Origin of the sequence: Nocardiopsis deserti (assembly GCF_008638355.1) — a bacterium.
Taxonomy (GTDB): Bacteria; Actinomycetota; Actinomycetes; order Streptosporangiales; family Streptosporangiaceae; genus Nocardiopsis; species Nocardiopsis alborubida.
Genome location: NZ_ML703349.1, coordinates 302143 through 326711 on the forward strand (window position 1 = coordinate 302143; position 24569 = coordinate 326711).

Annotated in this window: 20 protein-coding genes; 8 read left to right on the forward strand and 12 right to left on the reverse strand. The window is 71.3% G+C overall.

All coding sequences use genetic code 11. From position 1 onward, the window contains the following. Window position 1 precedes the first annotated feature (1 nt). Together FYW99_RS06475 and FYW99_RS06480 are read right to left on the reverse strand one after the other, a co-directional pair. A complete protein-coding gene (locus tag FYW99_RS06475; protein ID WP_150251040.1) occupies window positions 2-937 on the reverse strand; it encodes an ABC transporter ATP-binding protein in 936 nt (311 codons plus the stop codon). Between the two features lie 406 nt (window positions 938-1343). Beyond that, entirely contained in the window at window positions 1344-2603 is a 1260-nt protein-coding gene (locus tag FYW99_RS06480) for a nucleotide disphospho-sugar-binding domain-containing protein (protein ID WP_150251041.1), read from the reverse strand. A 173-nt stretch (window positions 2604-2776) separates the two neighbouring features. On the opposite strand from FYW99_RS06480, the gene FYW99_RS06485 reads away from it, so the two are divergent. Next, on the forward strand, window positions 2777-4018 hold the full coding sequence (locus tag FYW99_RS06485; RefSeq protein WP_150251042.1) for an activator-dependent family glycosyltransferase: 1242 nt from the start codon (window positions 2777-2779) through the stop codon (window positions 4016-4018). Between the two features lie 10 nt (window positions 4019-4028). On the opposite strand, the gene FYW99_RS06490 is transcribed toward FYW99_RS06485, so the two are convergent. Beyond that, the gene (locus FYW99_RS06490) at window positions 4029-5099 is read right to left on the reverse strand and encodes a Gfo/Idh/MocA family protein (RefSeq protein ID WP_150251043.1); all 1071 of its coding nucleotides are present in this window, start codon (window positions 5097-5099) and stop codon (window positions 4029-4031) included. Window positions 5100-5202: 103 nt separating this feature from the next. Between FYW99_RS06490 and rfbH the strand changes: the two genes are divergently transcribed. Then, complete coding sequence (gene rfbH, locus FYW99_RS06495; RefSeq protein ID WP_150251044.1) at window positions 5203-6513, forward strand: lipopolysaccharide biosynthesis protein RfbH; 1311 nt, start codon at window positions 5203-5205, stop codon at window positions 6511-6513. A gap of 18 nt (window positions 6514-6531) precedes the next feature. Here rfbH and FYW99_RS06500 read toward each other — a convergent pair whose 3' ends face one another. Further along, window positions 6532-7770 carry a class I SAM-dependent methyltransferase gene (locus FYW99_RS06500; protein WP_150251045.1) on the reverse strand — a complete coding sequence of 413 codons (1239 nt, stop codon included), beginning with the start codon at window positions 7768-7770 and terminating at the stop codon, window positions 6532-6534. 318 nt (window positions 7771-8088) lie between these two features. Here FYW99_RS06500 and FYW99_RS06505 point away from each other — a divergent pair, with 318 nt between their 5' ends. After that, a complete protein-coding gene (locus FYW99_RS06505) occupies window positions 8089-9009 on the forward strand; it encodes a putative sugar O-methyltransferase (protein WP_150251046.1) in 921 nt (306 codons plus the stop codon). A 5-nt stretch (window positions 9010-9014) separates the two neighbouring features. Continuing rightward, window positions 9015-10019 (forward strand): NAD-dependent epimerase/dehydratase family protein, encoded by a 1005-nt coding sequence (locus FYW99_RS06510; protein ID WP_223838805.1) that lies wholly within the window; start codon window positions 9015-9017, stop codon window positions 10017-10019. An 81-nt stretch (window positions 10020-10100) separates the two neighbouring features. On the opposite strand, the gene FYW99_RS06515 is transcribed toward FYW99_RS06510, so the two are convergent. Continuing rightward, window positions 10101-10628 (reverse strand): SigE family RNA polymerase sigma factor, encoded by a 528-nt coding sequence (locus tag FYW99_RS06515; RefSeq protein WP_150251047.1) that lies wholly within the window; start codon window positions 10626-10628, stop codon window positions 10101-10103. 527 nt (window positions 10629-11155) lie between these two features. Between FYW99_RS06515 and FYW99_RS06520 the strand changes: the two genes are divergently transcribed. Then, window positions 11156-12127: a hypothetical protein gene (locus FYW99_RS06520; protein ID WP_150251048.1), complete on the forward strand. Its 972-nt coding sequence runs from the start codon at window positions 11156-11158 to the stop codon at window positions 12125-12127. Between the two features lie 3 nt (window positions 12128-12130). Continuing rightward, the gene (locus FYW99_RS06525; protein ID WP_150251049.1) at window positions 12131-13270 is read left to right on the forward strand and encodes a MauE/DoxX family redox-associated membrane protein; all 1140 of its coding nucleotides are present in this window, start codon (window positions 12131-12133) and stop codon (window positions 13268-13270) included. Window positions 13271-13366: 96 nt separating this feature from the next. On the opposite strand, the gene FYW99_RS06530 is transcribed toward FYW99_RS06525, so the two are convergent. After that, window positions 13367-14047, reverse strand: coding sequence for a hypothetical protein (locus FYW99_RS06530; protein ID WP_150251207.1), 681 nt, complete (start codon window positions 14045-14047; stop codon window positions 13367-13369). A 210-nt stretch (window positions 14048-14257) separates the two neighbouring features. On the opposite strand from FYW99_RS06530, the gene hisC reads away from it, so the two are divergent. Together hisC and FYW99_RS06540 are read left to right on the forward strand one after the other, a co-directional pair. Next, window positions 14258-15340, forward strand: a complete 1083-nt coding sequence (hisC, locus tag FYW99_RS06535; protein ID WP_150251050.1) for a histidinol-phosphate transaminase — start codon at window positions 14258-14260, stop codon at window positions 15338-15340. A 94-nt stretch (window positions 15341-15434) separates the two neighbouring features. Further along, window positions 15435-16382 carry a DNA-binding protein gene (locus FYW99_RS06540; RefSeq protein WP_150251051.1) on the forward strand — a complete coding sequence of 316 codons (948 nt, stop codon included), beginning with the start codon at window positions 15435-15437 and terminating at the stop codon, window positions 16380-16382. 111 nt (window positions 16383-16493) lie between these two features. On the opposite strand, the gene FYW99_RS06545 is transcribed toward FYW99_RS06540, so the two are convergent. The 6 genes from FYW99_RS06545 to FYW99_RS06570 form a co-directional block, all read right to left on the reverse strand. Further along, window positions 16494-17087 carry a hypothetical protein gene (locus FYW99_RS06545; protein WP_150251052.1) on the reverse strand — a complete coding sequence of 198 codons (594 nt, stop codon included), beginning with the start codon at window positions 17085-17087 and terminating at the stop codon, window positions 16494-16496. A gap of 537 nt (window positions 17088-17624) precedes the next feature. Continuing rightward, window positions 17625-18890, reverse strand: a complete 1266-nt coding sequence (locus FYW99_RS06550) for a hypothetical protein (protein WP_013155632.1) — start codon at window positions 18888-18890, stop codon at window positions 17625-17627. Window positions 18891-19141: 251 nt separating this feature from the next. Continuing rightward, on the reverse strand, window positions 19142-20437 hold the full coding sequence (gene murA / locus FYW99_RS06555; RefSeq protein WP_150251208.1) for a UDP-N-acetylglucosamine 1-carboxyvinyltransferase: 1296 nt from the start codon (window positions 20435-20437) through the stop codon (window positions 19142-19144). A 375-nt stretch (window positions 20438-20812) separates the two neighbouring features. Next, window positions 20813-21718: a phosphoribosylaminoimidazolesuccinocarboxamide synthase gene (locus FYW99_RS06560; protein WP_150251053.1), complete on the reverse strand. Its 906-nt coding sequence runs from the start codon at window positions 21716-21718 to the stop codon at window positions 20813-20815. Window positions 21719-21894: 176 nt separating this feature from the next. Next, complete coding sequence (purD, locus tag FYW99_RS06565; protein WP_150251054.1) at window positions 21895-23145, reverse strand: phosphoribosylamine--glycine ligase; 1251 nt, start codon at window positions 23143-23145, stop codon at window positions 21895-21897. 40 nt (window positions 23146-23185) lie between these two features. Continuing rightward, window positions 23186-24469 (reverse strand): adenylosuccinate synthase, encoded by a 1284-nt coding sequence (locus FYW99_RS06570; protein ID WP_150251055.1) that lies wholly within the window; start codon window positions 24467-24469, stop codon window positions 23186-23188. Window positions 24470-24569 lie beyond the last annotated feature (100 nt).

Here is a 24569-nt window from a genome sequence, read left to right on the forward strand (position 1 = left end):
GCTACTCCCTCAGGGCCTTGCCGGTCAGCCCCAGGAACACGCTCTCCAGGTCGGGTTCCTGGATTCGTATCGAGCGGATGTCGGCGCCGTTCTCGGTGAGGACCCTCATGACGGTGGGGAGGCAGTCGCGGGCGTCTCTCGCCAGCAGCCGCAGACGGTCGCCCTCGACGGTGACCTCCTGAACGGCCTCGATCGCGACGAGCGCGTCGGTGAAGTCCCCGTCCCCGGGCCCGAGATCGACCAGGACGGTGTCGTTCTCACCGACCTGTGCGACGAGTTCCCGCTGGGTTCCCTCGGCCTGGATCCTGCCTCCTTCGAGGATGCCGATGCGGTCGCACAACTGCTCCGCCTCCTCCATGTAGTGGGTCGTGTAGAGGACCGACATCCCGCTCCGGGCCAGTGCGTGGACGCTCTCCAGGATGGAGTGGCGGCTCTGGGGGTCCACTCCGACCGTCGGTTCGTCGAGGACGAGCAGGCGGGGGCGGTTCAACAGGCCGACACCGATGTTCAGACGCCGTGTCATTCCGCCCGAGTACTTGGAGACGGTTTCCCGCGCGCGGTCCGTGAGTCCGACGGTCTCCAGGACCTCGTCCGCCCGCTTCCTGGCCTCAGTGCGCGAAAGGCCGTACATACGTCCGAAGAAGCGGAGGTTGTCCCTGGCGCTCAGTTCTTGGTAAACGGCGACTTCCTGCGGGACGTAGCCGATGAGGGACTTGCTCCTTTGGTTGGTCGGACCGTGTTCGATGCCGTTGATATGAATATCGCCGGCATCCCTCGTGGAGATTCCGGCGATCATCTTGATCGTCGTCGATTTGCCGGCGCCGTTGGGTCCCAGGAGGCCGTACGTCTCGCCTTCGGCCACGGAGAAGCTGATGTCGTCGACGGCCAGGTGGTCTCCGTACCTCTTGGTGATACCTCTTGCTTCAAGAATTGGCATCGCGTTCCTCTTGGTCTTCTGCGGCTCTGTCTGCCGTTCGCTGGGCGATAGGAGAGGGGGAATGGACCTACTTCCAGCGGCGGTCTGCCCTATGCCGGACAGTGAACCATAGGCAGGGCCCCGGAGTTCTCGCGTTTTTCCGGGGAGCGCACGAATGCCGGACCTGGACGGGGCGCGGGGGTATGGCCGGGTTCTGACATGCGAAAACGGGCACGGGCCCGAAGAATCACAGAGTTGTCGAGCCGCCACTATCCGTAAGGCCTTGTGCCCGTCGTGTCGTCCTCCCGTACTCCGTGCTTCTCCACGGCATCACCCGAGACCAGCCTGTACGGATCCGCAACGCGAGAGCCCCGGACCCGGAGGGGAGTGAATCGGACGGGAGCGGGTTCTTCGCCTTGCGCGGGATTCACCAGTCGTCGTCGGCGAGCCGTCCGGCGAGTTCCGCGGGAGAGGGCATGTCCGCGACCTGCTGGCCCAGGGCGCGCGCCGCGTACGTGAAGCGGGCGTCCCCGAGGAGGGTCCGCATGGTCCGTGCCATGACCCCGCTCGTGACGGTTTCGGGATCGAGCGCGATCGCCGCACCCCGCTGGGCGACGGTACGGGCCACGAGCGCCTCGTCGTAGGTCGGCCGAGGGGAGATGACCTGTGGGACGCCGTGGGCGAGGCCGCTGAGGACGGTTCCGGTGCCTCCGTGGGTGATCATGGCGGCGCAGGTGGGGGCGAGTGCGTGCAGGGGGACGTAGTCGACGAGGCGGGTGTTGGGGGGGACGGTGCCCAGGCGTTCGCGTTCGGCGTCGGGGAGGGTGGCGACGACCTCCGCGTCCAGGTCCGCCAGCCCTTCGAGGACCGCGCGCGTGTCCATCCCGAACCGGCCCAGCCACTCCGCGGTGCTGCTGCCCAGGCACAGGCCGATGCGGGGGCGGTCGGGCGGTGTGCGCAGCCAGTCGGGGACGACCGCGCGACCGTTGTAGGGGACGTAGCGCACCGGCAGGTAGTGGATGTGCTCTGGTGTGGGCAGGCGCAGGTCGGAGGGGATCTGTTCGACGGTGGCGTGCCCGGTCACCAGGGCCTCGGAGAACTCCACCCCGTGGCGGGCCGCCGTCCGCGAGAGCCAGGCGGCCAGGGGGTCCTCACGCTCGTCCTCCGGCTGCTCGGCCCACCGGGACAGGAAGGTCTCGCGTACGACACCGAAGAGGTCGCTGCCCCACGGGTAGCGGATGTGCCGGGCGCCGCAGGCCTCGGCAGCGACCGCTCCCGAGTGGGTCACCGCCTCCCAGACGACGAGGTCGGGGCGCCAGGCCAGGCAGAGGTCGACCAGGTCGTCGGTCATCGGGTCGTTGACCATCCGCCACCACCACGTCACGACCTGCCGGTAGGAGTCCCTCACCTCGTCCCAGGGCCTGCCGCCGAAGCCCTCCTCGAAGTCCGCGAACAGGGGCACGCCACCGCGCACGGCGTCGAAGGAGGAGACCGCCTTGAGGTGCCGCCAGAACGCGTGGTCGCGGCCCACACTCGCGTACGGCAGACCGGACGCGCGCGCCAGCGGCCCCAGCGCGGGCTGGCTGGCCACGAGCACGTCGTGGCCGGCCGCGCGCAGCGCCCAGCCCAGGGGGACCAGGTTCAGGAAGTTCGTCCTCTCGGCCAGGGACACCAGCACGACTCGCACGTGCGGCTCTCCTCTCGTACGCGTGGCGGTGGGCGCATGGGGCGGCGGGGAACGCGCACCGCTCCGGGCGACGCCATGTGTACCAGTTCGCGCTCGGGGCTCCGCTGGAGTCGTTGGACGGGTAGCGCGGTCTCTTCTACTCTTCCCCCTGTGAGCGAGGAGGAGCCCCACGTATGCGTGTCCTGGTCGCGGTCGCCGCGGAGAAACCCCACTTCCTCGGCATGGTTCCCCTGGGCTGGGCCCTGCGCGCCGCGGGTCACGAGGTGCTCGTGGCCAGCCAGCCCGAACTCGAACCGGTCGTGCGCGCCACCGGCCTGCCGTACGCGGGCGTCGGCCGCGACCACGCCCTCTGGCGGACGATGAAAGCCTTCGACCTGCACGGTGCCATGGGTGAGGCGCCGCTGTTCGGTCGTGTCCGCGAGCCCGCCGAGCGGGTTCCGTGGGAGTACCTCGTCGACGGCTACCGCAGGGTCGTCCCCTGGTGGTGGCGACTGGTCAACGACCCCATGGCCGACGACCTGGTCGACCTCTGCCGGGCCTGGCGCCCCGACCTCGTCGTCTGGGGAGCGGTGACCTACGCCGGGGCGGTCGCCGCCGAGGCCTGCGGCGCCCGGCACATCCGCTACCTCTGGGGTGCCGACCTGTTCGCGCGGACCAGGGAGCGCTTCCTGTCCCGGCGGGCCGAACAGCCGGAGGACGAGCGCGAGGACCCCCTGGCCGCCTGGCTCACCCGGATCGCCGCCCGGCACGGGGTGGAGTTCTCCGAGACCCTGGTGAACGGCCACGCCACGATCGAGCAGATCCCCCCGGCCCTGCGCCTGCCCGCGCGGCTGCGCTACATGCCGGTGCGCTACGTCCCCTACAACGGCCGCGCGGCCGTCCCCGACTGGCTGCGCACGCCACCGGCCCGTCCCCGTGTGTGCGTCACGCTCGGGACCACCCTGATGGCCCAGGACCGGGGGGACGCCCTCTTCCGGGACGTCCTGGAGGGCTTGGCGGACCTGGACGCGGACGTCGTGGCGACCCTGCCCCCCGCCGAACGCGAACGCCTGGGCACGGTCCCGCCCAACGCCCGCCTCGTCGACCACACCTCGCTCCACCTGCTCGCCGCCACCTGCGACGCCATGGTGGACCACGGCGGCTGGGGCACGGTGCTCACGGCGATGGACGCGGGGGTCCCCCAGGTCATCGTCCCCCACTGGTTCGACAACCCGATGCTCGCGGGCATGGTGGCCGAGGAGGGTGCGGCCATCTCGCTCGACCACGGGTCCCTGACCCCCGAGAGCACTCGCGCGGCCCTGGACGCCCTGCTCTCGGACACGTCCTACAGGGACGGGGCCGTCCGGCTGAGCGAGGCCATGCACGCGATGCCCTCGCCCGACCGCCTGGCGGGCGAGCTCGCCGACCTGCTGTGAGGGCCGGCCGTCACGCTCCGGAAGGGGCGGCCGCCGCTCGGACCCGGTCGACGAGGCGGGCCTGGGCGAGGATCGGGTCCGTGGCGACGGGAACACGCCCGTTGACCCCGTCGGCGAAGGCCTCCAACAGGTTCAGGAACTGGTGATCCGGTTCCAGGCCGATCCGGCGCGCGCCCGAACCGGTCTCCAGGTCGACGAGCGGAGCGAGGGTCCGTGGCGGGGTGAAGGCCCTGTCAACGGTGATCGAGCCCTTCTCACCCCACAGGGTGTAGGTGTTGCGGTAGCCCGTGCCCAGTCCGAAGCCCAGGTGGACGGTCACGCCTCCGGGGGCCTCGACCAACACCCCTCCGCCGAGATCGACACCCCGGCCGAACCTCAAGGAGGCCCCGACCACGTGCAGGTCGTCCCCGAACAGCGCGCGAGTGATGCCGAGCGGGTACACACCCACGTCGAAAAGGGCGCCTCCGCCCAGTTCCGATTGGTAGCGGATGTCGTCGTCGGCGCGTTCGGGGACGCCGAATTCGCACATCAGGGAGCGCACGGCGCCGATCGCGCCCTCTTCCACCAGCCGCGCCACCGCGCGGTGCTGGGAGTGGTGGCGGAACGCGAAGTCCTCCATCAGGGTGAGTCCGAGCCGGCGGGCCTCCCCCACGAGGAATTCCGCGGACGACGCGTTCGTGGTGAGGGGTTTCTCAGACAATACGTGCAGGTCCCGATGCAACGCGTTTTCCACCCAGTCATGGCGGATTCCCACGGGAAGCGGAATGTACACGGCGTCGATATCGTCCCGGTCCAACAGCGCCTTGTATCCGGTGACGGGCTCGCAGTCGAATCGTTCGGCGAAACGGCGGGCCTTGTCCGGGTCACGGCTGGCGATCGCGGTGACGGTGACCGAGGGCGTCGCAGCCGCCGCGGGAAGAACCCGCCTCCAGGCGATATCGGCGCATCCCACCACGCCCAAGCGTACCGGCTTTTCCTCAGCACCTTCCCGAGTCGAAAGCACAGATCCCTCCTTCGGAGTCGGCGTGGTCCGTCGGACAACGGCGTCAGTATGGCGCACGCCTGTTTCCGGCGAGGCCATGCTGTCATAGCGCCAAGGACGGGACCGCGTTTCATCCCTTATTGTGTCGGACGCGCAGCAGGCGACGACGAGGACCGCCGAGTACCGAGCAGGGGAGAACAGCATGGAGACGAATGCGGAGGCGGCTGTCGTCCTGGAAGCCGTACGTGCCTACGACAGGTCGCTACGGCAGGGGAGGGAGGGGGAGTTCGTACCGGGGGTGACCGAGATCTGGCCGTCGGGAGCGGTACTCGACGAGGACGACCGTGTCGCCCTGGTGGAAGCGGCCCTGGACATGCGCATCGTCGCGGGGCGCAGCTCGCGCAGGTTCGAGACGCTCCTCGCGCGCAGGCTGGGCGCGCGCAAGGCACACCTTACCAACTCCGGTTCCTCCGCCAACCTGCTGGCGCTGTCCTCCCTCACCTCCCACCTGCTGGAGGACCAGCGGCTCGTCCCGGGCGATGAGGTCATCACCGTCGCGGCCGGGTTCCCCACGACGGTCAACCCCATCCTTCAGAACAGCCTCGTCCCGGTGTTCGTCGACATCGACGTCGGGACGTACAACACCACGGTGGACCGGATCGAGGAGGCCATCGGCCCCCGGACGCGCGCGATCATGATCGCCCACGCCCTGGGCAACCCCTTTCCGGTGAAGGAGGTCGCCGAACTGGCCGAGGAGCGGGGGCTGTTCCTCGTCGAGGACAACTGTGACGCGGTGGGATCGCTCTACAAGGGGGTTCCCACGGGGTCCTTCGGCGACCTGTCGACGGCCAGCTTCTACCCGGCCCACCACATCGCCATGGGCGAGGGCGGCTGCGTCCTGACGTCCAACCTCATGCTCGCCCGGATCGTGGAGTCGATGCGAGACTGGGGCCGTGACTGCTGGTGTGAGCCGGGGGAGAGCGACACCTGCCGCAAGCGGTTCCAGTACCAGTTGGGGACCCTGCCGAAGGGCTACGACCACAAGTACACGTTCTCGCACGTGGGCTACAACCTGAAGGCGAACGATCTCCACGCCGCGCTGGGGCTGAGCCAGCTCTCCCGGCTGGACGGGTTCGGGCAGGCACGGCGGCACAACTGGGGGAGGATGCGAGAAGGACTCGACGGCGTTCCCGGCATCATCCTCCCCGAGGCCGTGCCGGGAAGCGATCCGAGCTGGTTCGGCTTCGTCATGACCGTCGAGCCCGACGCCCCCTACTCCCGGGCCGAGCTCGTGCACTTCCTGGAGTCGCGCAGGATCGGCACCCGCCTGCTGTTCTCCGGCAACCTGACCCGCCACCCGGCCTACCTCGACCGGCCGCACCGGGTGGCGGGGGACCTCACCAACAGCGACATCGTCACGGAGAACACGTTCTGGACCGGTGTGTACCCGGGGCTCACCGACGAGATGATCGACTACGTCGTCTCCTCCATCCGCGAGTTCGTCGGCGGATGAGGCCGGTCACCCGGTCCCTCAGGGCCGGGCGCCCGTGACACGGACCTCGGGAACGTAGGTGATCCAGCGCCCGCCGTTCTCGGTGAAGGAGCGTTCCTTGGCCATGACCTCCTCCGCGTGGTTCCAGGCGAAGAGCAGGGCGTAGTCCGGGTACGGAACGAAGGCGTCGGGGGAGCGGATCGGGATCAGCGTGCCAGGGGCGAGGCGGCCCTGCTTCGCCGGGGTCGAGTCGCAGATGAAGGGCAGGAGCTCGGGGCCGATCCCGCAGTAGTTGAGGACCGTGGCGCTCTTGGCCGTCGCGGCGTAGCCGACGACGCCGGCCCCCTGCTCCCTCAGTTCGCTCAGGAGCCCGACGAGTCCGCGGCGGATCGCCTCCACCCGTTCGCCGAAGCGGGTGAAGGTGGCGGGGTCGTCCAGACCGAGTTCACGTTCCCGGTCCAGCAGCGCGGTGACCGAGGGGGAGGCGATCCGGGTCCCCGCGCGGGCGATGGTGTAGCGCATGGAGCCGCCGTGCACGTCGAGGTGCTCGGCGTCGACGAGCTCGAAACCGAACCGCGCGGCCAGGGCCTGGACCGACCGCACGGAGAACAGGTAGAAGTGCTCGTCGTAGATCTGGTCGAAGGACGTGTTGGCCACAATGTCGGACAGGTAGCGGTCCTCGCAGACGAAGACCCCGTCCCGCTTGAGGAGGACGTCCAGTCCGCGCAGGACGTCCCCGAGGCCGGAGATGTGGCTGACCGTGTTCGCCGAGTAGACGACGTCGGCCTCCCCGTGCTCCGCCCGGACCGCCTTCGCGGTCTCCTCGTGGAAGAAGTCCACCAGCACTCGGACCCCGGCCGTCGCGGCGTCGCAGGAGGGGTCCACCCCCAGATGGCGTACACCGGCGTCGGCGACGGTCCGCAGCAGTGTGCCGTCGTTGGAGCCGATCTCCACGATGAGCGGGTCGGCGGTGCGCGCGAGTCCGCGCACGAGCCGTTCGGCGGTGGAGTGGAAGTGCGCCTCCATGTGCCGGGAGGTGGCGGTGCGGAAGGGGTAGGCCTTCCCGAACATGCTGGTCGGTGGGATCTCCTCCAGTTGCTGGACCATGGTGCAGGACGCGCACACACCCACGGCCAGCCGGAAGCGGAGCCCCGAGTCGTCGGCGGCGTCGCTCGGATAGTCGCTGGAGACCGGTTGCTGTCCCAGGTCCAGGCACTCGATGACCTCGCCCGCGCAGATCCGGCACGAGTGGTCGAAGTTGGGGCTCGTCGTATCCATGGTCCGGTCTCTCCTTTTGTCCCGGGCGCCGATGAGCCGTCCCGGGCACTCGGGACCGTGGGCCGGTGCTCTCGTACGCGGCGGATTCTCCCCCGGCCCGCGCGACGGAGTCCTCCTGAGCACGAGCGGGACGACGATACCGTAGGCGCGAATGGCGCCTCCTTTGTGATATACGCGTGCAAAGCAGACGATTCGCTATGGGCCTGCCCCACAGTGACGGACCAGGCGGAGATTCGGGCGCCCCACCCACACCGGACCTGGTCTCATCGATACGTTCGCCCCAGAGCGAAGAGCGGCCCCCACCGACCCGGAGAGAAAATGGACGAAAAGTACGGCAGCAGTGCCCTCTGGGAGCACTACAACGCAACGAAGCTCACCGAGGACTCCGATCTGTCCGATTTCAAGTCGAGCGAGATCAATTTCAAACTCGCGCTCTGGGATCCGGGAACGAATGGGGTCAGGTACCTGAAGACCCTCATCCACACCCTGTGCTCGGGGCTGAGCCCGGAGAACTGGGAGAGGCTCAGGAGGATCTCCGGGCGCGGGGTCGGCTCCCCCATCACCGTCTCCTACGACGGCGAGGACGTGTGCCTGGACTACCTCATGGCGGTGCGCGAACTGGAGTTCATCGCCGGCCACACCCCCCTCGACGGGGCGACCGTCGTGGAGATCGGCGCGGGCTACGGGCGCACATGCCACGCCATCCTCTCCAACCACGACGTCGCCGCCTACCACGTGGTGGACCTGGCCCCGTCGCTGCGTCTGTGCCGTACGTACCTGGCCGCCGTCCTGGACGAGGCGACGCTGGCCCGCATCCACTTCCACGGGGTGGAGGAGGCCGAGACCCTCTTCCGGGAGACCCCTTTCGACCTCTGCCTGAACATCGACTCGTTCGCGGAGATGCACGAGGACACCGTGCGCGCCTACCTCGCCCTCGTGGACGCCGGGTGCGCCCGCTTCTACGTCAACAACCCGGTCGGGAAGTACCTGGACCCCTCCCTCGACGGGCACTCCCAGGGCCAGGAACTCGTGTCCCTCGCCCTGAGCACGGGTGTGCTGAGGGACATCGTCGACATCCACGACAACCGGGCGGTCGCCGCGCGGGGGCCGGTGTTCGTCGACGCCTACCGGCCGGGCGAGGGATGGATCTGCGTGGCGGACGACAGGAACAGCCTCTGGCCCTACTACTGGCAGGCGTTGTACCGCAACGACGCCCGTGACGTCCGTCCCGGCCGGTGACGGGGGTGCGTGAGGAAGGCGGGACCTCACGCCCCCTGGTCGCCGTCCTCGGCGCCTCGGGGATGATCGGTTCCGCGGTGACCTCGGCGCTCTCCCAGCGGGAGGCCGTCGTCCGCGCCGTGGCACGCCGTGTCCCGGACCCGCCGCCCGGCCGCCACGCGGACGTGCGCACGCACCGGGCCGACCTCACCCGCCCCGGGGCCGTCGGGCGCGCCGTGGAGGGCGCGGACGCGGTGATCCACCTGATCCTCGACCGCGGCGATTGGCGCGGGGCCGGTGACGGGGAGGCGGGGCGGTGCGTCGACGTGGACGTGGTGCGTGAACTGATCGAGGCCCTGCGCGGACGCCCGGGCGCGGGGCCGCCGCCGGCGGTCCTCTTCGCGGGGTCGACCACCCAGCGGGGGAGCACCCTGGGGTCCGGGCACGTGGAGCCGGAGGGGCCGGTGAGCGCCTACGACCGCCGCAAGGACGAGGCCGAGGCCCTCCTGCGCGAGGCGACCTCCGAGGGGGTCGTGCGCGCCGTCCCCCTGCGGCTGCCCACGGTCTTCGGCCCCTCCCCGGGGGGAGACCGTGGCGTCGTCGCCGCCATGGTCCGGCGCGCGCTCGCCAACGAACCCCTCACACTGTGGCACGACGGCGCGGTGCGGCGGGAGTTCCTGTACGTCGACGACGTGGCTGACGCCTTCCTCCTCGCGCTCGACCACGCCGACTCCCTCGCCGGGCGGCCCTGGTGTCTGGGGAGCGACCGGAGCGAACGGCTCGGCGACGTGCTGGGAACGGTGGCCGCGCTCGTGGCCGAGCACACCGGCGGGGATCCGGTGTCCGTCGTCCGGGTGCCGGCCCCCGGGCACGCCCAGGCGTCCGACTTCACCGACATGGTCGTCGACTCGTCCGCGTTCCGCTCGGTGACCGGTTGGAGGCCGCGCACCCCCCTGGACAGGGCCCTGCGCCGTACCGTCGCGGCGATCGCGGAACGGGGGGCCCCGCCCCCGGCCGGGGCGTCCGTGTGAGGCCGCAGGTCCCCGGGCCCCCGACACCGGCCGCACGGCCGGTCGGTCCGGGCTGAGGGACCGTCCCGCCGTGCGCGCGGGTCAGTGGGTGGTCCGCTCGATGATGAGGTCGGCGTCCAGGCGCAGCTTGTCCACTGCGCGGGACAGCGTGCTCTTCACCGTGCCGAGCGTCACTCCCATCCGTTCGGCGATCTGCGCCTCGGTGAGGTCGTCGTAGTAGCGCAGCACCACCGTGGTCCGCTGCCGGTCGGGCAGGCGGTCGATGGCGCGCTCCACCACGTCGGCCAGGTCGCTGCGCCAGGTGGGGTCGTCCACGCGCTGCTCGGGGATCTCGTCGGTCGGGTAGACGTCCAGCCGGTTGCGCCGCCACTCGGAGATCTGCGTGTTCACCATGGCCCTGCGCACGTACCCGTCGCGCGCCTTCGGGTTGGCGATCCGGTCCCAGGCGAGGAAGGTCTTGACCAGGGCCGCCTGGAGCAGGTCCTCGGCGTCGGCGTGGCTGCTCGTCAGCGACCGGGCCATCCGGAGCAGGGCCGGTCCGCGCTCGGCCACGTAGTGGCTGAACTCGTCGTACCGGGGCGTCCGGGTCGTCCCTGTCACGCCGACCACCGACCTTCACGGGCGCTGCGCGGGCTTTCGTCGTGTTTCTCCCCTCCAACTCTCACACAGCCAACGCAAACATCCAGGCATGTGTGTCCCACGCGCCGTCAAACGGCCCACCGGAGAACCGCAGGGGTACGTCCTCCTCCCGTGCCTGGTCTCCGGACCCGGCGAGTCGCGGCGCCGACGGTCGGGAAGCCCGTGGTGCGGGCCGGTGCCGCCCGCCGGGCTCCGCGGCGGAGGCCGGTTCCGCCGGTCGGGGGAAGTGGAGGCCACCGCACGGGAACCCCTGTGTTTTGGGGGGTCTTGTGGGTGTTTATGAATCTTTCTAGATTTATGGGTTCTATGCGTAGCTTTGTAACGACAGGCTGTGGTGGGGCGATCCCGAGTCGCCCGACGGGCGAAGCCCGGTGTGCGCGGAACCCTTCTCTGGTTCCATGGGGTGCCCCACGCGTCGCTTGGGGCCGCGGCGCCGGGACATGTCTGGACAACGGGGACGAAGCGACGAGTCGTGCTGGTGAGGGGGCTCAGTCGAGATGTCAGTGACCACCGAGATCGGACGGAACCGCGGAAGGTTCACAGCCGCGGTGCTCGGCGCCGCGAGCGCACCCGAACCCACGCCGATCGGGCACCGCGTCGCACGCGGCGTGGTCGTCAGCGCCAACGCGCGCATCCTCTGCCTGGCCGTGCCGGGAGGCGAGGAGCACTTCATGTACGACAGCTCCACCGTGTTCTGGCGGGGCGGGGAGGTCGGCCCGGGCGAACTCCGAGCCGGTGACGACGCCGTGGTGCTGCGCGTACCCGGCGGCCACCCCATCGCCGCACGCGTGTGGGCCCAGACCGCCCGCGCCACCGGCGTCATCGTCAGCCGTGACGGCGACACCCTGGAGATCGACCCCGGTCACGGGCGTCCGCGCCAGACCGTCGTCCTTCCCTACCGCACCTCGGGCCGGATCTCCGTCCGCCACCCGCGGCTGGAACCCGGCTACGTCTTCGACGCCGTCGGCGTCTGGTGGGAGGGGGCCGTGCGGGCCGTGCGCCCCGCCACGACCCAGCCGCCCCACCCGCTCGGAGCCACACCGCACCGGCCGCCCCCGCGTCGGCGCGCCACCACGCTGAGCGGCGTCGCCACCTGGTACGACCCGGCGTGGGGCCGCTCCTCCCACGTGGACCCGCGCGCCCACGTCGACGGGATCGCCTACCCGGCGCTCGACCCCGTCGGCCACGACGGGCCCTGCGACCGGCGCACCTCCTGCGTTCCGCTGCCGCTGCTGTCCACCGGGGCGACCCTGAGCCTGCGCAACGACCGCACACACGAGGCCGCGGCGCTTCCCGTGGTCGACTGCGCCGCGGCCGACAGCTGGCTGTGCGACCTGTGCTCCTCCTGCGGCGGCCAGAGCGCGGGACGGCTGGCCTCCCTGACCATGACCGGCTTCGTCGCCCTCGGCGGGCGGCTGGAGGACGGCTGCTTCAACGCGACCGTCACCGTCCACGACGGGGAGGGATGACCGATGCTCCCGGAGATCGTCGATGCGGCCCGCGAGGTGCAGCTACCGCTCCTGGCGGTGCTGCTCCTGGTCGGAGCCGTCGCCAAGACCACCAGGCGGGCGGCCGCCACGGGCCTGGCCGTCCTCGTGCCGGAGCGGCTGCGCCGCGCGTCCACGGTCGGCACCGGCCTGCTGGAGGCCGCGCTGGCGCTCGGCCTGCTCGGGCTGACCGGCCTGCTGGGCGAGGCGGTGCGGGCGCTGACCGCGGTCGTGTTCGCCGTCTCCGTCGTGGCCCTGGTGGTGATCCGCAGGCGCGACCCCGAGGCGGGCTGCGGCTGCTTCGGCGGGCTGAGCCAGGCACCGATCGGATGGCGGACGCTGGCGCGCGCCGGGCTGCTGTCGGCCGCCGCCCTGGCCACGCTCGGCCTGGAACCCGCGGGCTGGGAGGTGGTCGCCTCGCCGACCCCGCTGCACGCCGGGGTCCTGGGCGCCGAACTGCTGCTCCTGGCCCTGGTCAGCCCCGAACTGCGCACCGCGGCCGCGCGCACCCTGCGCGAGGAGCCCTGCGCGCTGCGCGAGGTCCCGCTGCGCCGCACCGTGCGGACCCTGCACCGCAGTAACGTGTGGCGCGTCAACGAACCGGTGATGCTCGGGTCCGAGCCCGAGGACGTGTGGCGCCAGGGCTGCTGGAGGTTCCTGCGCTACGACGGCTTGCGGCAGGGCCGCCGTGTCGACGTGGTGTACGCGGTCAGGACCGGGGGCAGGCGCGGCACCGCCGTGCGCGCGGCCCTGGTCGACCGCGAGAGCGGAGCGGTGGTCGCCTCCTTCGGCGCGGTCACCCGTATCGGGCTGACCGGCCCGCCGCGCAGGCTCCTCCACCCGAGGGAGGCGGCCAGGCGGGACGCGTGGCGGCACGACGAGGCCAGGGCCGAGCTCAGCCTGCGGACCGCCCGGGAACGCTCCGCCGTGTGGGACCCCGTCGAGAGCGGGCCGGACGGGAGCGGCGGGGGCGAACGTGTCCGGGACGAGCGTGTTCCGGGGCAGCGTGACCCGGCCGAGGGTGAGTCGGTCGGCTGGGACACGGCCGGACAGGGCGCCGCCGGGCAGGACGGGGACACCGACAGGACAGAGCGGGGCGGGCGCGAACCGACCCCGGCCGGATGAGGGCATCGCGACGGGCCCCGGCTTCCCCGGGGTCCGTCTCCGGTGCCGCCGCGCACCCGGGCCGGACCTGACCCCGGAGTCGGTGCCGGTTCGGGGTCAGCGGTCGGCCTCCTGCCCGAGCATCTGCCGCTGCCTCTCCACCGCGGCCTCGCTGAACTCCACGAGCATCGTCTCGTAGTCCTCCAGTTCGCCGTCTCCGAGGACGGACGTGCTGCCGACGAGGTCGCCGTTGCGGTACATGAGGCTGACCATGCGGTTCCTGTCGTCCCCGGACTCCACCTCGACGGCGAAGGCCCGCGACTCGTCCCCGATCCGCGGCACGTCCTCCAGGTCTCCCACGCTGTACTCGGACGTGGTTCCGTCCTCGTGGGTGGCGGTGTACTCGTCGCAGCTCTGCGGCGGCGTGGCGGACAGCGCCTCCGCGGCCGTGGCCTCGTCCAGCCGCACCAGCATGTGCGTGACCGCGCCCTCGGGCCACTCGTAGGCCGCCACGGAGGCGGGGGAGTCCCGCACCCCGTCCAGACCGGCCCACTGGTTGGCGGCGTCCATGCACTCGGGCTTGTCGAGTTCGGCGGCGGCCCGCACCTGCTCGCTGTAGCGCACTGTGGCAAGCTCGGAGTAGGTGCCGCGCTCGCTGCTCTCGGCCGCGAACGTGGCGTCGCGGACGTGCAGGGGCTGCGCCTCGTGCAGTGCCTCCGCGGCCTCGGCGCCGGGGTCGGCGGGCTGTTCGGCGGCACCGCCGCACGCGCTCAGCAGGACCGCGACGGGCACGGCCACAGGGAGGGCCAATGACCGGATGAATCCTCGCCTCTCTCGCGGCTGGGGGAGTTGACCAGCGACGATCCGTGCCGAGTTCGGGGCGCAGGGACGCAAGTGCATGGTGATATCTCCTCTTTTGTGCGATATTTCCGCTGGGAGCGGTGACCGGCCCGGACGTGATGTCGCTGAGAGTGTCTCGGGGTTAGCACAAAGTATTGAGGAAGGACAATGGTGTCGGAGTCGAAATCGCCATATCTGCGGTCGGTGCTGGAGAGCATCCCGCCCTACAAGCCGGGCCGGAAGGTCGTCGGTCCCGACGGGCGCTCGGTCAAGCTGTCCTCCAACGAGAGCCCCTACGGGCCGCTCCCGTCGGTGCGTGAGGCCATCTCCCTGGCCGCGGCCGAGCTCAACCGCTACCCGGACCCGGGCGCCGCCGAGCTCACCTCCGTGCTCGCCCGGCACATCGACGTCCCCGAGGAGCACCTCGCCCTCGGCGCCGGATCGGTGGGCCTGCTCCAGCAGCTGCTCGAAGCCGTCGGCGAGCCCGGCGCCGAGGTCGTCTACGCCTGGCGCTCCTTCGAGGCCTACCCGCTGCTCGCCGAACTGGCGGGGGTCACCTCGGTGCGGGTCCCGCTCAGGGACGAGACGCACGACCTCGACGCGATCGCCGACGCGGTCACCGAGAACACCCGCATGGTGCTCGTGTGCAACCCCAACAACCCCACCGGCACCACCGTGCGCGAGGAGGAGCTGGTCGCCTTCCTGGACCGGGTCCCCGAGAGCGTTCTGGTGGTCCTGGACGAGGCCTACCGCGAGTACGTGCGCGACCCGCGGGTACCCGACGGCGTCTCCCTGTACCGCGACCGGCCCAACGTCGCCGTGCTGCGCACCTTCTCCAAGGCCTACGGGCTCGCCGCCGTGCGCCTGGGCTTCCTCGTGGGGCACCCCCCGGTGACCGCCGCGGTCCGCAAGACCCTCGTCCCGTTCGCGGTGAACCACCTCGCCCAGGCCGCCGGGATCGCCTCCCTGGCCGCCGAGGAGGAGCTGCTGGAGCGCGTGGCGGCCACCGTCGAGGAGCGCGGCCGGGTGCGCGACGCGCTCGTCGCCTCGGGGTGGACGGTCCCGCCGACCGAGGCCAACTTCGTGTGGCTGCGGGTGGACGAGGACACGCTCGACTTCGCCGAGGCGTGCGCGAGGGAGGGCGTCTCCGTGCGCCCGTTCGCCGGAGAGGGCGCCCGGGTGAGCCTGGGCACCCCCGAGGAGAACGACGCGTTCCTGTCCGTGGCCACCTCCTACGGCAAGCGCCGTTAGCCGAGCCGTGCCGGTTCCCCGCGCGGCCGACAGGGCGGTGCGGGGCCGGTTGGTGACCCCTGTGGGTTCTGACGCGGTCGGGTTCCCAGAGGCGGTGCAACTCCGGGCTTCGCCGGAACAGGCAGCCGAGGCGATCCGCGCGGTCAGCGCACGCGTCATCGCCCTGGACACCCGGTACGGCGCCCGCGACACCGTGGACGCCGCGGTGCGCGCCGCCGCCCGGGCCCGCAAGGCGGTCCGCACGCGTTTCCCCGACTCGGCGGACGTGCTCGCCGCGACCGCCGAGCTCCACCAGGTCGCCGGCTGGGTGACCTTCGACGCCGAGCGCCAGCGCCTGTCCCGGCGGATGACCCTGGCTGCGCTGGACGCCGCGCACGGGGCGGGCGACCGCTCCATGGAGTACTTCGCACTCAGCCAGCTGGCGATGCAGGACGTCCACCTGCGGCGGCCGGACGAGGCCCGGCGGGTGTGCGAGGCGGCACTGGCGGCGGGGTTGTCGGGGAGCGTGCGCACCCTGTTCACCCTGAGGCTGGCGTGTGCCGCGGCCCAGGAAGGCGATCGGGTCCGGGCCCGGAGGCTGATCGGGGAGACCCTCAGCCGGTACCTGGAGGGACCGCGCCGTGGCGATCCGGCGTGGACGTGGTGGCTGACCGAGGCGGAGATCGCCTGGCACCGGGCCAGGGCCAGCGCCGACGCCGGGGAGTGGGGCGCGGCCGCCGAGTCCTTCGCCCGGGCGGTGGAGCTGGTTCGGGCGGACGTGCGGGCCGCGGGGACGGAGGGGGCGGGAAGCCGGTTCCTGTTCCACGCCATGGTGAGCCTGCTGTGGGCGCTGGCCCGCGCCCGGTCCTGGGAGGAGGCGGAGGCCGTCCTGGTGCGCGAAGTGCTGCCCCGCCTGGGGGACGTGGCGTCGGTGCGCTGTGAGCGGTTGCTCGCCGGGGCCCTCCAGCGGCTCGACACGGCACGGGGCCGTCCCTCCCTGCGGGACACCGCGCGGTGGTGCGCGGAGAGGCCCGGAGCGGGTGTTCCGCCAACCCCGGTGTAGGCCCTCACGGACCTCACCGCCGCGTGGCCGAAGGTTGTCCACAGGCTGTGGACGAAACCACGCGCCTGCCCGGCCGGTGAGCCCCGGGCGACAGGCGGCGGAGCCCGCGGCTCACCAGCCGGTGGCGGCCACGACCCGGGCGGCGACCTCCTCGACGGTGCGGCCGTCCGTCGCCACGCGCACGGTTCCCGCGGGCGCCTCGGCGTCCAGGTGCACGGCCGCCCTCAGGCTGCGTTCGACGTGGGGGAGCAGCTGCGAGCCGGTCTCGCGCACCGCCAGGCGTGCGCGCACGGTGGCCTCGCCCGCGGTGAGCAGGATCCTCGTGACCCCGATGTCCCCGCCGCCCATGGCGCGGCGGAGCATGTCCTCCTCCAGGACGCTGACGGTGTTCGTGTAGACCAGGCGGCGGTGGCCGAGCGCCGCGTAGTTGGCCCAGACCGCCGCGACGTTGCGTTCGGTGATCCCGCCTCGGTGGGGGTCGCCGGGCGGGGCCGGGTGCACCTGGTCCATGTAGTCGCCCTCCAGGACGCAGTGCGCGAGTCCGCGCCGCTGGAGGATGACGGAGACCTCCCATCCGACCGTGGTCTTGCCGGTTCCCGAGCCGCCGCCGATGAGGAGGAGGCGTTTGCGTCTGCTTCCGGTATCGCTGCTGCCGTTGCCGCTCAGGCTGCCCGGAGCGCTGTCGCTGCCGTCGTGGTCGCTCATGCGCGCAAGCCTGTCAGGCGGGAGGGTGCGGGTCACCGGAATTATCCACAGCCTGTGGACGGTGGCTGGTGGGGACAGGCGGGGCGGGGCTAGCCTCGATTCGGGGGCGCCGCGGTCCGCCGTGGCCGCCGTTCGGCACCCCCGTGTTCCAGGATCCCAGCGCGCCCGTCCCGTGGACAACCGGTGTCCACAGCCTGTGGACAACCGCGGACCGCCTCCCGGCCGGACTTCACCCCGTACCCGTCGCCCCGTACCCGCCGTCCCGCACCCGCCGCCCCGTGCGTGCGCACGGGCCGGAGTCGTTCGGGCGGATGCGGGGGGCTGTACTCCCCGCCGCCCCGCGCACGCTCACGCGCCGCTCACGGCGTCCGTGCGGGCGGTGCCACCCGCGCCTGCCGCCCCGCGCACGCTCACGCGCCGCTCACACGACCCCACAGCCGCGCACGCGGACGGGGGCGCCCCCTGGGTCGGGAGCGCCCCCGTCCGACGCGTTCGCGCGTCTCACAGGCGCTCGTGCGGCTCGGCACCGGCCGTCGGCTACTTACCCGCGGCGTCCTTGTCGAGCTTCTCCACGATCAGCCGGTACAGCTGGCGGGGACGGCCCGGCTGGAGGGTCCGGTTGGGCGGCAGCGGCCACGCCAGCCCCTCCTCCACCAGGGTCCGCAGCAGCCGGCGCGCGGTCCGGGAGGTGACACCGAGCATCCGCCCGGCGTTCTCCGCGTCGACGACCAGCGGCCCGTCCTCCTCGGCGATCTTCTCCGAGAGCCGGATCAGCGTCTCGCGTCCCTTGGTGCGCAGCGGTTCGGAGGACTGCCGTGCGGGCGCGCGCTGGGCGGGCACCAGGGAACGGCCCTCGCGGTCCACCGCGAAGCTCTGCCGCGACGCCTGGGCGCGGTTCAGCGCGGCCCGGGCGTGGGCCTCGGCGTCCTGCGTGGTCCGCCCCATGCCGATCCCGACCTCGATCGCGATCCCCAGCTCCGCCTTGATCCGCTCCACGAACGGCGGCTGCCGGAACCCCTCGGTCGCGGTCACGAGCGAGCCCCGGGTCGCCGTCACCATGAACGAGTGGTCGTCCAACCGGTGCGCCGTGGCGTTGATCCGGTGGGCCTCCTGGAGCAGCAGCCGGTGCAGGGACAGCCGCAGTTCCTCCCGCCAGTACCGGGGGGTCGAACGCCGCGTCGAGTCCCGCAGGGTGGGCACGTCCACCACCACGACGCCCAGCTGGGCCTCCTCCAGGCGGTGGTGCGCCCCCAGCAGACCCGCGGTCTGCAGGGCGCTGCGCACACCCGCGTTGGTGGGCCGCAGCCGGACCACCGGCACACCGATGGCCTCCAGGCGCTCGGCGACCCCGCGCACACAGGTGATGGCCATCTTGGTGGCCTTGCGGCGCCACAGACCCTCGTGGAAGGACGTGAGCTGTGCGGTGTTGGTGAGCTCCTCGTGCACGTGGATCCCGTCCACGGGCAGGTCGACCTCGGAGTAGGCCTCCACCACGTCGGCGCGGCTGAGCACGTCCAGACTGGCTCTGGTCGGGTCGTAGCGCTCGTCCAGGGTCGCTCGGAGCAGGGCCTCGTGCAGGCTCGCCCCGCCGAGAGGCACGAAGGTGGCGGGCATTGTCAGCACACCGGCCTTGCGCGCGAACTCGTAGGGGACAGGGCTGGCGAACAGGTACGCGTCGATCGCCGAACCCAGCCTGACGACCTTGTCCGTCGCCTCTTGCTCATCTCGGTACGCGGCGGCGATGAGTCTGGCGTTGAGGGGCCCTGTGGACCCCGGACCCATGAGCATGACCCGTTCGACCACCTCATGGGGTCCTATGACGCCGATCGTCAAATCGCCAGTACGCTGGGCACTCACCTCGGGTTGCTCCCCGCTACCATTCCACGCTCTTCACTATGTGCGCCCACTGGTTTCCCGACCCGATCTCTGTCACGGCATGATTGCCGAGATCGTACCCATTGTGCGGGGCCAAAGAAGATCGTTTTCCATATCAACGCCGAAAGCCCGGGTGGGAGGCGGGCTCCCACCCCGGCTTGAACTGCGCTTTCGGCTCCCTACGAGACGACGACGCGCTCCACGTCAGCGCCTAGCGCAGCGAGCCGGGTCGCGAACTGAGCGTGACCGCGGTCCACCAGATAGCCGGGCGCCACGATTGTCTCACCTTCGGCGACCAGTCCGGCGAGGACCAGGGCCGCACCGGTGCGCAGGTCGTGGGCGATGACCTCGGTGCCACGCAGGTTGGTGGTGCCGTGCACGATCGCACGGGTGCCCTCGACCTCGATCTTGGCACCCATCTTGGTGAGCTCGTCGGCCAGGGCGAACCGGCCGTCGTAGATGGCCTCGTGGATGTAGCTCTCGCCCTCGGCCAGGGTGGCCAGGGCCATCAGCGGGGACTGGAGGTCGGTGGCGAAGCCCGGGAACGGCGAGGTCACGGCGTTGATCGGCCGCAGCGGCACCGACGGGTCCCGGTGGACGTGCAGGACGGCGCCCTCCTGGGAGAAGCCCACGCCCATCTGCTCCAGCTTCCAGCGGGCCACACCCAGGTGGTCCAGCTGGGCGCCCACGAGGCTGACGTCACCGCCGGTGGCGGCGACGGTCATCGCGAACACGCCCGCGTCGATGCGGTCGGACATGATGGTGTGCTCGACCGCGGTGAGTTCCTTGACACCCTCGACGGTGATGAGGCCCGTGCCGCCGCCGCTGATCTTCGCGCCCATGGCGCTCAGGAAGTCGATGACGTCGATGACCTCGGGCTCCAGCGCCGCGTGCTCGATCACGGTGGTGCCAGGAGCCAGGACCGCGGCCATGAGCAGGTTCTCGGTGCCCGTGTGGGACGGGGTGTCCAGGTACAGGCGGCCGCCGCGGAGGTTGCTGGCCTCGACGTTGATGTGGTTGCGCTCGGGGTCCTCGGTGACCTCGGCGCCCAGGCGCGCGAATCCCCGGTAGTGGAAGTCCAGGTTGCGGCTGCCCAGGTTGCATCCGCCGACGCCCTCGATACGGGCGCGGCCGGTGCGGTGCATCAGCGCCGGAACGAAGAGCACGGAGCCGCGGAAACGGGCCGCGATCTCGGCGGGCAGGACGGCCCGCTCGGGGTCGTTGAGGTTGGACGCGTCGATGACGACGGTGCGCTCGGCCTCGTGGAACTCGACCTTGGCACCCACGTGCTCGGCGAGCTCCAGAGCTCGGTAGACGTCCTCAATGACCGGAACATTCCGCAGCACCGTACGGCCCCTGGCCGCGAGGAGGGCGGCCCCGATCATCGGCAGGACGGCGTTCTTCGCGCCTTGGATGAACGCCGTTCCACTGAGGGGGCGTCCGCCGCGGACGCGGTAACGAACCTCCTGGCCCATGCTCATGTGCTCCTTTGTGAGGCAGATGTGGAAAAAAGGTCACCCTCGTCGGGCTTCGCCTGTGTGCGTATGAGACGCGGGTTTCCCCTGGAACGTTGCGACATCATGCGTGTGACCTGCGCGGCCAGTGAACCGGTGTTCGCGAGAACTCTATAGCACCCGCCCGCATGTACCGGTCCAGGACGTGGTATACCCGCAGATCGGGGGATGGAGTCCCGCCAAACGGCCAAAGAGGTATTCGGCCCACGGGAAAGACCAGGGATGCCGTGCGTATGGTTGTCCGCCCGTTCCGATGACCCGCACAACGTCACCACCATACGTGCTTCCGGGCACGAAACGGCGGTCGCGTGCGTCGAATCACCCCCGCGTGGTGCCTCACAGGACGGGTTTCGCCCCGGTCAGGCGCTCATAGATCTCCACGTAACGGTCAAGAGTGCGCTGTACCACGTCTTCGGGCAGTTCCGGCGGCGGCGTCTCCGAGGCGCGGTCCCAACCGGACTCCGGCGAGCGCAGCCAGTCACGCAGGACCTGCTTGTCGAAGGAGGTCTGCGGCCCGCCCGGCGCCCACGTGTCGACGGGCCAGTAGCGGGAGGAGTCCGGGGTGAACACCTCGTCGGCCAGCACCAGGTTCCCCGACGCGTCGCGCCCGTACTCGAACTTGGTGTCGGCGAGGATGATGCCGCGCTCGCGCGCGATCTCCCGTCCGCGTCCGTACACGCGCAGGGTGAGGTCGCGCAGCTCGGCGGCCAGCCCGGCCCCGTGCGCGGCGGCGACGGCCTCGAAGGAGACGTTCTCGTCGTGGTCGCCCACCTCGGCCTTGGTCGCCGGGGTGAAGACCGGCTCGGGCAGTTCGGAGCCGTCGACCAGCCCGGGGGGGAGCGCGATCCCGCACACGGTGCCGTCCACCCGGTACTCCTCCAGGCCGGAACCGGTCAGGTAGCCGCGAGCCACGCACTCCACCGGCACCATGTCCAGCCTGCGGCACACCAGGGTCCTCCCCGCCCAGTCGGCGGGGGCTCCCTCCGGCAGCTCCTCGGACACGACGTGGTTGGGCACCAGGCCGTCCAGCCTCTCGAACCACCACAGGGACAGCTGGGTGAGCAGCCGCCCCTTGCCGGGGATCTCGGTGGGCAGCACCCAGTCGTAGGCCGACACGCGGTCGCTGGCGACCATCACCAGAGACCCGTCGGCCGCGGAGTACAGATCGCGCACCTTGCCGGTGTGCAGGTGGGTGAGCCCCTCCACCCGGACGGGCTCGGGCCTGACGACGAAACCGCTCATGGCTTTCCCTCTCCTACGCACCGGCCGCCGAGCGGCGTCGGGCGGGTTGTCCACAGGTTCGGGAAGGGACTGTGGAACGTGCCCCGGTCCGTGATGGACTTGGAAAGGGGGCCTCGAACCCCCTCCCCATCGGGGTGCCCTGGGCACGCCCGCCCTCAGGCATGCCCGCACCCCTGCTACAGCTCGGCCGCGGCGCGCTCGGCGATGTCGGTGCGGTGGAACGAGCCGCGCAGCTCGATGCGCGACACGGCCTCGTAGGCCCGCTCGCGCGCCTGGCGCAGGTCGATCCCGGTACCGACGACGTTGAGCACCCGGCCGCCGCTGGACCTGACGCCGTTCGTGCCCTCCCAGTCGGTGCCCGCGTGCAGCACGTACGCGCCCTCCAGGGCGTTCGCCTGGTCCAGGCCGCCGATGACGTCGCCCTTGACGGGGTCGCCCGGGTAGCTCTCGGCGGCGACCACCACGGTGACCGCGGCGCCCGACTTCCACTGGAGGGAGCCGATGCCACCCAGGCCGCCGGTGTCGGTGGCCTGGAGGACGGCGCCGATCGGGGTGGCCAGCCGGTCCAGGACCACCTGGGTCTCCGGGTCGCCGAACCGGGCGTTGAACTCCACCACGCGAGGTCCCCGCGAGGTGAGCGCCAGCCCCACGTACAGCAGGCCCTGGTAGCGCTTGCCGCGCCGGTTCATCTCCACCAGGGTCGGCCGCACGACCGACCCCATCACCTCGTCCACCAGGCCCGCCGGGGCCCACGGCAGCGGCGCGTACGCGCCCATGCCGCCCGTGTTGGGGCCCTGGTCGCCGTCGTAGGCGCGCTTGAAGTCCTGCGCGGGCAGCAGCGGCAGTGCGTGCAGCCCGTCGCTCAGCACGAAGAGGGACACCTCGGGGCCGTCGAGGAACTCCTCGATGACCACGCGGCCGCACTCCCGGGCGTGCCGCTCGGCGAGGGCGCGGTCCTCGGTCACCACGACGCCCTTGCCCGCGGCCAGGCCGTCGTTCTTGACCACGTACGGCGTGCCGAACTCGTCGAGGGCCTCGGACACCTGGCTGGCGGTCCTGCACACCCGCGCCTTGGCGGTGGGCACCCCGGCGGCCTCCATGACCTCCTTGGCGAAGGCCTTGGACCCCTCCAGGCGGGCGGCCTCCTGGTCGGGGCCGAACACCGGGATGCCCCGGTCGCGCAGGGCGTCCGCGACACCGGAGACCAACGGGGCCTCCGGACCGATGACGACCAGCTCGGCGCGGATGCGCGCGGCCAGCTCGGTGACGGCCAGGCCGTCGGTCACGTTGAGGACGTGGTTCTCGGCCAGCTCCGAGATGCCGGGGTTGCCCGGGGCGCTGTGGATGCTGGTGACACCCGGGTCCAGGGACAGGGCGCGGACCAGAGCGTGCTCGCGGCCTCCGCCGCCGAGAACGAGGGCTTTCACTACTGGGGGCCTCTTCGTGTTGAAGGCGGACAGACGGGGGTCAGACCAGGGAACGCAGTTGGAGCGTCTCGTCGCGGCCGGGTCCGACACCGATGGCGGAGATCGGGGCCCCCGCCATCTCCTCAAGGGTACGCACGTAGGCCTGCGCGTTCTTGGGAAGTTCGTCGAACGCCCGGGCGCCGGTGATGTCCTCGGACCAGCCGTCGAGGTACTCGTAGACGGGCTTCGCGTGGTGGAAGTCGGTCTGGGTCATCGGGATCTCGTCGTGGCGGACGCCGTCGACCTCGTAGGCCACGCACACGGGGATGCGCTCCAGGCCGGTGAGCACGTCGAGCTTGGTGAGGAAGAAGTCGGTGACGCCGTTGATCCGCGTGGCGTAGCGCGCGATGGGCGCGTCGAACCAGCCGCAGCGGCGGTTGCGGCCGGTGGTGACGCCGTACTCGCCGCCCTGGGTGCGCAGCCACTCGCCCTGCTCGTCGAGCAGCTCGGTGGGGAAGGGGCCCGAGCCCACGCGGGTGGTGTAGGCCTTGAGGATGCCCACGACCTTGGTGATGCGGGTGGGGCCGATGCCGGACCCGGCCGCCGCGCCGCCCGAGGTGGGGGAGGAGGAGGTCACGAACGGGTAGGTGCCGTGGTCGATGTCCAGCAGGGTGCCCTGCGAGCCCTCCAGGTACACCGTCTTGCCCTCGTCGAGCGCCTTGTTGAGGATCAGGGAGGTGTCGGCGACGTAGGGGCGCAGCTGCTCGGCGTAGCCCAGGTACTCCTCGATGATCGGCTCGGCCTCCAGGCCGCGCCGGTTGTACACCTTGGTGAGCAGTTGGTTCTTGTCGTGCAGGGCCAGTTCGATCTTCTTGCGCAGGATCTTGGGGTCGAACATGTCCTGGACGCGCACGCCCTGGCGGGAGACCTTGTCGGCATAGGTCGGGCCGATGCCGCGCCCGGTGGTGCCGATCTTGCCCTTGCCGAGGAAGCGCTCGCTGACCTTGTCCAGTGCCCGGTGGTAGGGCATGATCAGGTGCGCGTTCGCCGAGATGAGCAGGCGGGACGTGTTCACGCCGCGCTCCTGGAGGCCGTGCAGCTCCTCCAGCAGGACGCCCGGGTCGATGACGACGCCGTTGGCGATGACGGGTACCACGTTCGGGGACAGGATGCCCGAGGGCAGCAGGTGCAGGGCGTACTTCTGGTCGCCGATGACCACGGTGTGCCCGGCGTTGTTCCCGCCCTGGTAGCGCACCACGTAGTCCACGCGGTCGCCGACAAGGTCGGTCGCCTTGCCCTTACCCTCGTCGCCCCACTGGGCACCCACGAGCGTGATCGCCGGCATTGGTCTCTACCTCTTCGCTCGACACCTGACCCGGGGCTTTCCGGCCCCGAACACGGAAAACCCCTGGCGCAAGGCTGCGACAGGGGCCGTTGCGTATTGA

Excerpts from the sequence above, each read along its gene's own strand:
- FYW99_RS06475 (WP_150251040.1), bottom strand. The coding sequence starts at position 937 with ATGCCAATTCTTGAAGCAAGAGGTATCACCAAGAGGTACGGAGACCAC.
- FYW99_RS06485 (WP_150251042.1), top strand. The coding sequence starts at position 2,777 with ATGCGTGTCCTGGTCGCGGTCGCCGCGGAGAAACCCCACTTCCTCGGC.
- FYW99_RS06490 (WP_150251043.1), bottom strand. The coding sequence starts at position 5,099 with ATGGCCTCGCCGGAAACAGGCGTGCGCCATACTGACGCCGTTGTCCGA.
- rfbH (WP_150251044.1), top strand. The coding sequence starts at position 5,203 with ATGGAGACGAATGCGGAGGCGGCTGTCGTCCTGGAAGCCGTACGTGCC.
- FYW99_RS06500 (WP_150251045.1), bottom strand. The coding sequence starts at position 7,770 with ATGGATACGACGAGCCCCAACTTCGACCACTCGTGCCGGATCTGCGCG.
- FYW99_RS06505 (WP_150251046.1), top strand. The coding sequence starts at position 8,089 with ATGGACGAAAAGTACGGCAGCAGTGCCCTCTGGGAGCACTACAACGCA.
- FYW99_RS06520 (WP_150251048.1), top strand. The coding sequence starts at position 11,156 with ATGTCAGTGACCACCGAGATCGGACGGAACCGCGGAAGGTTCACAGCC.
- FYW99_RS06525 (WP_150251049.1), top strand. The coding sequence starts at position 12,131 with ATGCTCCCGGAGATCGTCGATGCGGCCCGCGAGGTGCAGCTACCGCTC.
- hisC (WP_150251050.1), top strand. The coding sequence starts at position 14,258 with ATGGTGTCGGAGTCGAAATCGCCATATCTGCGGTCGGTGCTGGAGAGC.
- FYW99_RS06545 (WP_150251052.1), bottom strand. The coding sequence starts at position 17,087 with ATGAGCGACCACGACGGCAGCGACAGCGCTCCGGGCAGCCTGAGCGGC.
- murA (WP_150251208.1), bottom strand. The coding sequence starts at position 20,437 with ATGGGCCAGGAGGTTCGTTACCGCGTCCGCGGCGGACGCCCCCTCAGT.
- FYW99_RS06560 (WP_150251053.1), bottom strand. The coding sequence starts at position 21,718 with ATGAGCGGTTTCGTCGTCAGGCCCGAGCCCGTCCGGGTGGAGGGGCTC.
- FYW99_RS06570 (WP_150251055.1), bottom strand. The coding sequence starts at position 24,469 with ATGCCGGCGATCACGCTCGTGGGTGCCCAGTGGGGCGACGAGGGTAAG.